This is a genomic window from Vibrio sp. V08_P9A1T1, assembly GCF_963874405.1.
GTDB classification, from domain to species: Bacteria; Pseudomonadota; Gammaproteobacteria; order Enterobacterales; family Vibrionaceae; genus Vibrio; species Vibrio anguillarum.
Genome location: NZ_CAWNIB010000104.1, coordinates 1 through 6,191 on the forward strand (window position 1 = coordinate 1; position 6,191 = coordinate 6,191).

The following is a 6,191-nucleotide window of genomic DNA, read 5'->3' on the forward strand; positions in this document are numbered from 1 at the left end:
GATGTTAAGGCTGTAGAGTATTTCTTAAAAGAAAAAGTAGCGGGTGTTCCTGAGCTGCACGCCGTTAATGAATTCATTCACTTTGCTTGTACTTCAGAAGACATCAACAACACATCTCACGCGCTAATGCTCAAAGAAGCTCGCGATACCGTGCTTCTTCCTGAAATGCGCAACATTATTGATGCTATTCGTCACTTAGCAGAAGAGTATCGCGATATTCCGTTATTGTCTCGTACCCACGGACAGCCAGCATCACCAAGTACTATGGGTAAAGAGATGGCTAACGTAGCGTACCGTATGGAACGCCAATATAAGCAGATTGCCAATATCGAGATTCTCGCAAAAGTAAACGGCGCAGTAGGTAACTACAACGCTCACCTTTCAGCCTATCCAGAACTCGACTGGCATACCTTTAGTGAAGAGTTTATCACTGAATCGCTAGGTGTGGCGTGGAACCCTTATACCACACAAATTGAGCCACATGATTATATCGCAGAGCTATTTGATGCCGTTGCCCGCTTCAATACTATTCTGATCGACTTCGATCGTGACATTTGGGGCTATATCGCTTTGGGCCACTTCAGACAAAGAACCATTGCAGGTGAAATTGGTTCATCGACAATGCCACATAAAGTCAACCCGATCGATTTTGAAAACTCAGAAGGCAACTTAGGCCTTGCTAATGCCGTGTTCAATCACCTAGCACAAAAGCTGCCTATCTCTCGCTGGCAACGTGACTTAACAGATTCAACCGTGCTGCGTAACCTTGGTGTGGGTGTTGGTTATGCGATCATCGCCTACACTTCAACGCTAAAAGGGATCAGTAAACTGGAAGTGAACCGTGATGCGCTGCTTGCTGAGCTCGATAAAAACTGGGAAGTCCTTGCTGAACCAGTGCAAACAGTTATGCGCCGCTACGGCATCGAAAAACCGTACGAAAAATTGAAAGAACTCACGCGCGGTAAGCGAGTCGATGGTGAAGCAATGCGCCACTTTATTGATGGCCTTGCGCTACCTGAAGCGGAAAAAGCACGCTTGAAAGAGATGACACCAGCCAACTATATTGGCCAAGCAATTGAGTTAACCGACAAATTGTAATGCTCTTCAATCTAGCCGATTAATGACAAAGCCCACTTAGTGGGCTTTGTTTTTTAAGGTCGTATTTTATGTTATATCGTTTTTGATACCATCAAAAAACGTTAGGCGTACTGCTGTTCAAACTCTTGCATAAAATCAACTAAGGCTTGAACGCCTTCCAGTGTCATCGCATTGTAAATCGAGGCACGCATACCACCCGCGACTCGGTGACCTTGTAGCGAGACTAAACCACGCGCTTCAGCCAACTCTAAAAACGTACTATCCAACTCTGGTTTCACTAATTGGAAAGGCACATTCATCAGTGAACGGTTGTCTGGGTGAATGGTATTGCGATAGAAAGGTGACTCATCAATTGCGTTATAAAGCAGCGCTGCTTTCTCGCGGTTGATTTTCTCAATCGCCGCGACACCACCCTGCCCTTTTAGCCACTTGAACACGAGACCCGACAAATACCACGCAAACGTAGGCGGCGTGTTGAACATAGAATCTTGTTCAGCTTGCACTTTATAATTCAATATAGTCGGTAGCACATCACTGGCTAAATCAAGCAAATCATCACGAACAATCGCAATACAGATCCCCGCTGGCCCAATGTTTTTCTGCGCTCCCGCATAAATGACCCCGTACTTTGAGACGTCTATTTGGCGCGACAAAATCGTAGATGACATATCAGCTACAATCGGTTTGTCTGTATCTGGTAAATCATTAATCTCAATACCATCTATCGTTTCATTCGGACAAAAATGCACGTAAGCTGACTCAGGATCGATTTTCCATTCGCTGGCTGGTAATACCGCTGTTTTGCCCTCTTTGGTCACTTTGGCGTTGAAAACATCGATTTCACAATATTTCTTCGCTTCTTTGACCGCACTTTCAGCCCAGTAACCCGCATCAATATAGGTCGCTTTAGTCGCATCGCCTAATAAGTTTAAAGGCACCGCCGCAAACTGAGCGCGCGCTCCACCCTGACAAAATAATACTTTGTAATTACTCGGGATATTAAGCAAATCTCGCAGATCTTGCTCCGCTTCTTGAGCAACATGAATAAAAGGTTTACTGCGATGACTAATTTCCATAACGGACGTGCCAAGCTCGTTCCAGTTAATAAACTCGGCTTGCGCTTTTTCCATCACGGCTTTAGGTAAGGCTGCTGGGCCTGCGCTGAAATTATAGACTGGGCCCGCTTGATTTGATTCCATGAGTTCCTTGCTCCTGCTATCGACAATTAATGTGATTAATACCACTTTTTGATGTGGATAAAAAGCGAGAAAAGAGCTTCTATCGGCTCTTTTCTCTTACTGATTGCTAAAACTCGCGAAATCGTTTGCTTGAGCGCCGTTCGCTATCGCATCAATGCCGGAAGTAATAGTGTCAATAGCGGCATTTGGTTGCCATTTTCAAATTCCAAGTTGCCCTGTTTCAGTTCAGCTTGGAGTCGATATCCTTGATCGGTTTGCTGCATAATTTCCATCACAACAAGCTCATCAATACCTTGCTGGATAAAAGGAAAATCTTCAACCAGCTGGTCAGAAATGAAGGTATCAATGTGGCCGGTTAAGGCTGGTAAAATGGTACTCGGATCTTGCACCACATTATTTGTCCCTTCAGGAACCGCTATCTTCCAGTTTGATTCAAACTCACCTTGGCCAACTTTTAGCGCCATTTTATTCATCGATAGATAAAAACCTTTCTCGAATAATGATTGCACATAAGGTAGTGCTTGCTGAATGTCCTCATCAGAAAGTTCTGGGCTATTTTGGTAAAGCGTTGAAAGCTTCTCAAAAGCGTCACCATCTAAATCACCCAAGGTAAAATCAAGATTGAGGTCCTTCACCTCGCCTTCGCTATAAGTTAATTTATCCATCTCAATCAAGTGATTACTATCAAAACGAGAAGGCTCTCCTTTTAATACCGAATCAAAGGAATAACGCATGTTGTCCATACTCAGCGTATTTTCACCTAGGCCATCGACAAGATTAATTTTTGCTAACGCCAATGACTGTTGTCCTAGCCAGAAGCCTTTATCTTGTTTACCTATACCTTGACCAGTTAGCTGTGAAAGCATCATTTTTTCACCACTGGTAAAATCCAACTCAACAGAAGGAACATTCAGTTGATAAGTGATTTCACCTAGCACCGAAATATCACCTTTCAATGTGGCGGGCGTTGTCGAGAACGTCATCTCGCCACCTTCACTTTGGTAGTGCCAACTGTCTAGCGCCACAGTGTATTGAGTATTGCCATTCAACTGCGTGATACTGGTCATCGTCAATGGTAGATTTTCTTGATCAGCAATAACGGATGTTGCTGTTAAACTCAACAGGCCATGCTTAACCTCGCTATTGACTAAAACTTGGGTCGGTAAACCATCGGCAACAAACTGTTGTTTGAGCGTTTTATCTGCAATCTGATAACGGGTTTGCACGGTTGATGAAAGGTAACCGCGCTTATAACTGACAATGTCCGCCTCGATTGAACCTGAAGAGATATTTGCAATACCGTTAGTGATCACCTTTTCACCAATTTGCCCGACAGCCAACGGCCAGCATGCTGCTAAGACGATAGCACCACCAACCGCACCAATGATTTTCAACTGTTTCATAGTGTTCCATTCCTGAAGATTTTACCCAGTCTACCGTAAACAATTGAAAACCAAAACATGGAGTTAGGTCAGAGTATTGCTAAGATGTGATGAGAAATTCTAAAACCTAGCTCTCAAACCCACTGCGTAATACTTGCTACAGTAGTCAAAACAGCGATGACAGTAGAGGCTTGTGTGAACCATTACGCACTACTTTGTTTAGACAATAACCCAATCAGCACAGAACAGTTGCGAGCTGAGTTAGCTCCGTTCGCCGCTAAATTTGATCTTCATACAGCGGACACCATAGATGAAGCTGAGCAAGCCCTAGAATATTTACACGAACAGCAACAAACGATTGCATTGGTCATTGCCAGTCACCATGAGCAGTTTGATGGTGCGGATTTTTTGACTCAACTCGATAAATCAATCCACACGCGTTCAGCGCGGAAAGTGCTGATAAGCTGCGGACAAGATATTCAAGCCATTCTCACCGCCGTCAATGAGGGGCGATTAGATCACTGCCTCACTAAGCCACTACAAAATAACGTGCTCTATAAAACCGTCCAAAAAGAGCTCACGACCTACATCTTAGATCACGATAAAGACAACATTCTCAACTACAGCACAATACTTGATCAACAGCGCATCTTACGCGCGCACATCGATAATAAAATGCGCAGTTATCGAGATGGTTTTATCTCCGATTACCACAAGCTTTCTGATACAGAACTGGCTGAACAAGTAATTGGTGCTTTACACCAGTTTTTTGAAAATGAAGATGAAACTCGCGCCTGCCGTACATACTCCACTAATCACTTTCTTACCAAAGAGGGAGAAGAGAACCGCTTTCTTTGGTTCATCACTGAAGGTGAAGTGGCCCTGTATAAAAAAGATGATTTAGGGCAACAAAGAGAAGTGGTTCGCCACAAAAAAGGCAACATTGTCGGTGGTATGTCTTTTGTGACTGGTGAGAAATCTTTTTCTACTGCCGTCACCCTGACTAAAACCGATGTGATTAAACTAGACCGAGATGTGTTTGCAAAAGTCATGCATTCGGATACTCGGCTATTGCCCCTATTTACTAACTTGCTGCTCCGCCATTTTAACCGCCGCTTACAACGCAGTATTAACACTAAATTGCAACTACAAAAAACGCTCGAATCACTTGAGTCAGCTCATCAGCAATTAATCGAGCGGGAAAAAATGGCCATGCTCGGTCAGCTTGTTGCAGGCGTCGCTCATGAACTAAACAATCCTGTCGCCGCAATTTTACGTGGAACCGAAACATTGTCAGACAAGATTGAGCACTTAGTCCAAGAGACTGAACATAAAAATCTGCAACATAAAGGCAGCCAACTATTAAGGAATGCACTTTCAGCCAAACCTACTTCTACATCAGAAGAGCGGGCACGCGCTAAAGCCATAGAAAATGAAATTCATCATCGTTTGATCGCGAAAAAATTGGTCAAACTCAATCTAGATGATGATCTTGCGCTCCGACAATCGGCTAAGCACGATCCTGAGAAAACGTTAGAAACACTGGAACAATTAGAAAACTATTTCCTAACAGGTAGTACACTTCGTTCTATCAATGTTTGTGCACAACGCATCGCCGATATGGTACGAAGCCTTAAAGGGTATGCTCGCCCTGATGATGAAGCGCTGCACAAGGTCAATATTCATGAAGGTATTGAAGACACTCTGGTTATTTTCGAAAATCGTCTTAAGCGCCACAAAGTCGAAAAAGAGTATGCCGACTTACCTTTGATTACCTGTCAGCCGATTGCATTACAACAAGTATGGACAAACCTCATTTCCAACGCTATTGATGCCTTCCCAGCCAATGGCGTACTGCACATTGCAACCACATTAGCAAAACAGGGTAATCAATCTTTTGTAACCATCAGTTTCACGGATAATGGTTGTGGGATCCCGTACGAGCAGAAAGAGCGTATCTTCACATTAAATTACACGACGAAAAAAGAAGGTAACTTTGGACTCGGTATTGGGCTTTCTGTCTGCCAACAAATAGTCCACCAGCATCAAGGTTGGATCGATGTTCAATCTGAACAGGATAAATACACGACGATGACGGTATGGCTGCCAGTTAGTCGATAACTTGTCGTGCTGATGATTAAGGAGAATATCATGAACAAATTTTTGATCTTATGCGTGGACGATGAACGTGAAGTATTGGACAGCGTCATACAAGACCTCGACGAATTTGAAGAGTTTTTTATCTTAGAAGCCGCAGAATCTGTTGCAGAGGCAAAAGAAGTGATTGCCGATCACCAAGCTCAAAATATCAAGCTGGCTTTAATTTTGTGCGATCACATTATGCCCGAACAAACAGGCATTAGTTTCTTAATTGAATTAAGCCGCAATGAAGAGACGCAACATACACGCAAAGTACTACTAACAGGCCAAGCAGGGCTAGAAGACACCGTAGAAGCGGTGAATCATGCCAGCCTACATTTTTATGTAGCCAAACCTTGGGATGGGAACAAAC

5 protein-coding genes are annotated in these 6,191 nt (G+C 43.6%); 3 read left to right on the forward strand and 2 right to left on the reverse strand.

Features of this window, described 5'->3' with window-relative positions:
* Positions 1 to 1,098: adenylosuccinate lyase (gene purB / locus AACT21_RS05225; RefSeq protein WP_094164089.1), on the forward strand; the 1,098-nt coding region annotated here is incomplete at its 5' end.
* A gap of 101 nt (positions 1,099 to 1,199) precedes the next feature.
* On the opposite strand, the gene serC is transcribed toward purB, so the two are convergent.
* Positions 1,200 to 2,297, reverse strand: coding sequence for a 3-phosphoserine/phosphohydroxythreonine transaminase (serC, locus tag AACT21_RS05230; RefSeq protein WP_026028828.1), 1,098 nt, complete (start codon positions 2,295 to 2,297; stop codon positions 1,200 to 1,202).
* A gap of 143 nt (positions 2,298 to 2,440) precedes the next feature.
* Positions 2,441 to 3,700, reverse strand: a complete 1,260-nt coding sequence (locus tag AACT21_RS05235) for a DUF945 family protein (RefSeq protein ID WP_094164090.1) — start codon at positions 3,698 to 3,700, stop codon at positions 2,441 to 2,443.
* 174 nt (positions 3,701 to 3,874) lie between these two features.
* On the opposite strand from AACT21_RS05235, the gene AACT21_RS05240 reads away from it, so the two are divergent.
* Positions 3,875 to 5,800, forward strand: coding sequence for an ATP-binding protein (locus tag AACT21_RS05240; protein WP_170899151.1), 1,926 nt, complete (start codon positions 3,875 to 3,877; stop codon positions 5,798 to 5,800).
* Between the two features lie 30 nt (positions 5,801 to 5,830).
* Positions 5,831 to 6,191 (forward strand): response regulator (locus AACT21_RS05245; RefSeq protein ID WP_094164091.1); only part of this gene is annotated, 361 nt, incomplete at its 3' end.

Bases quoted from the DNA above. Each gene is read 5' to 3' on its own strand.
- serC (WP_026028828.1), bottom strand. From the start codon at position 2,297: ATGGAATCAAATCAAGCGGGCCCAGTCTATAATTTCAGCGCAGGCCCA.
- AACT21_RS05235 (WP_094164090.1), bottom strand. From the start codon at position 3,700: ATGAAACAGTTGAAAATCATTGGTGCGGTTGGTGGTGCTATCGTCTTA.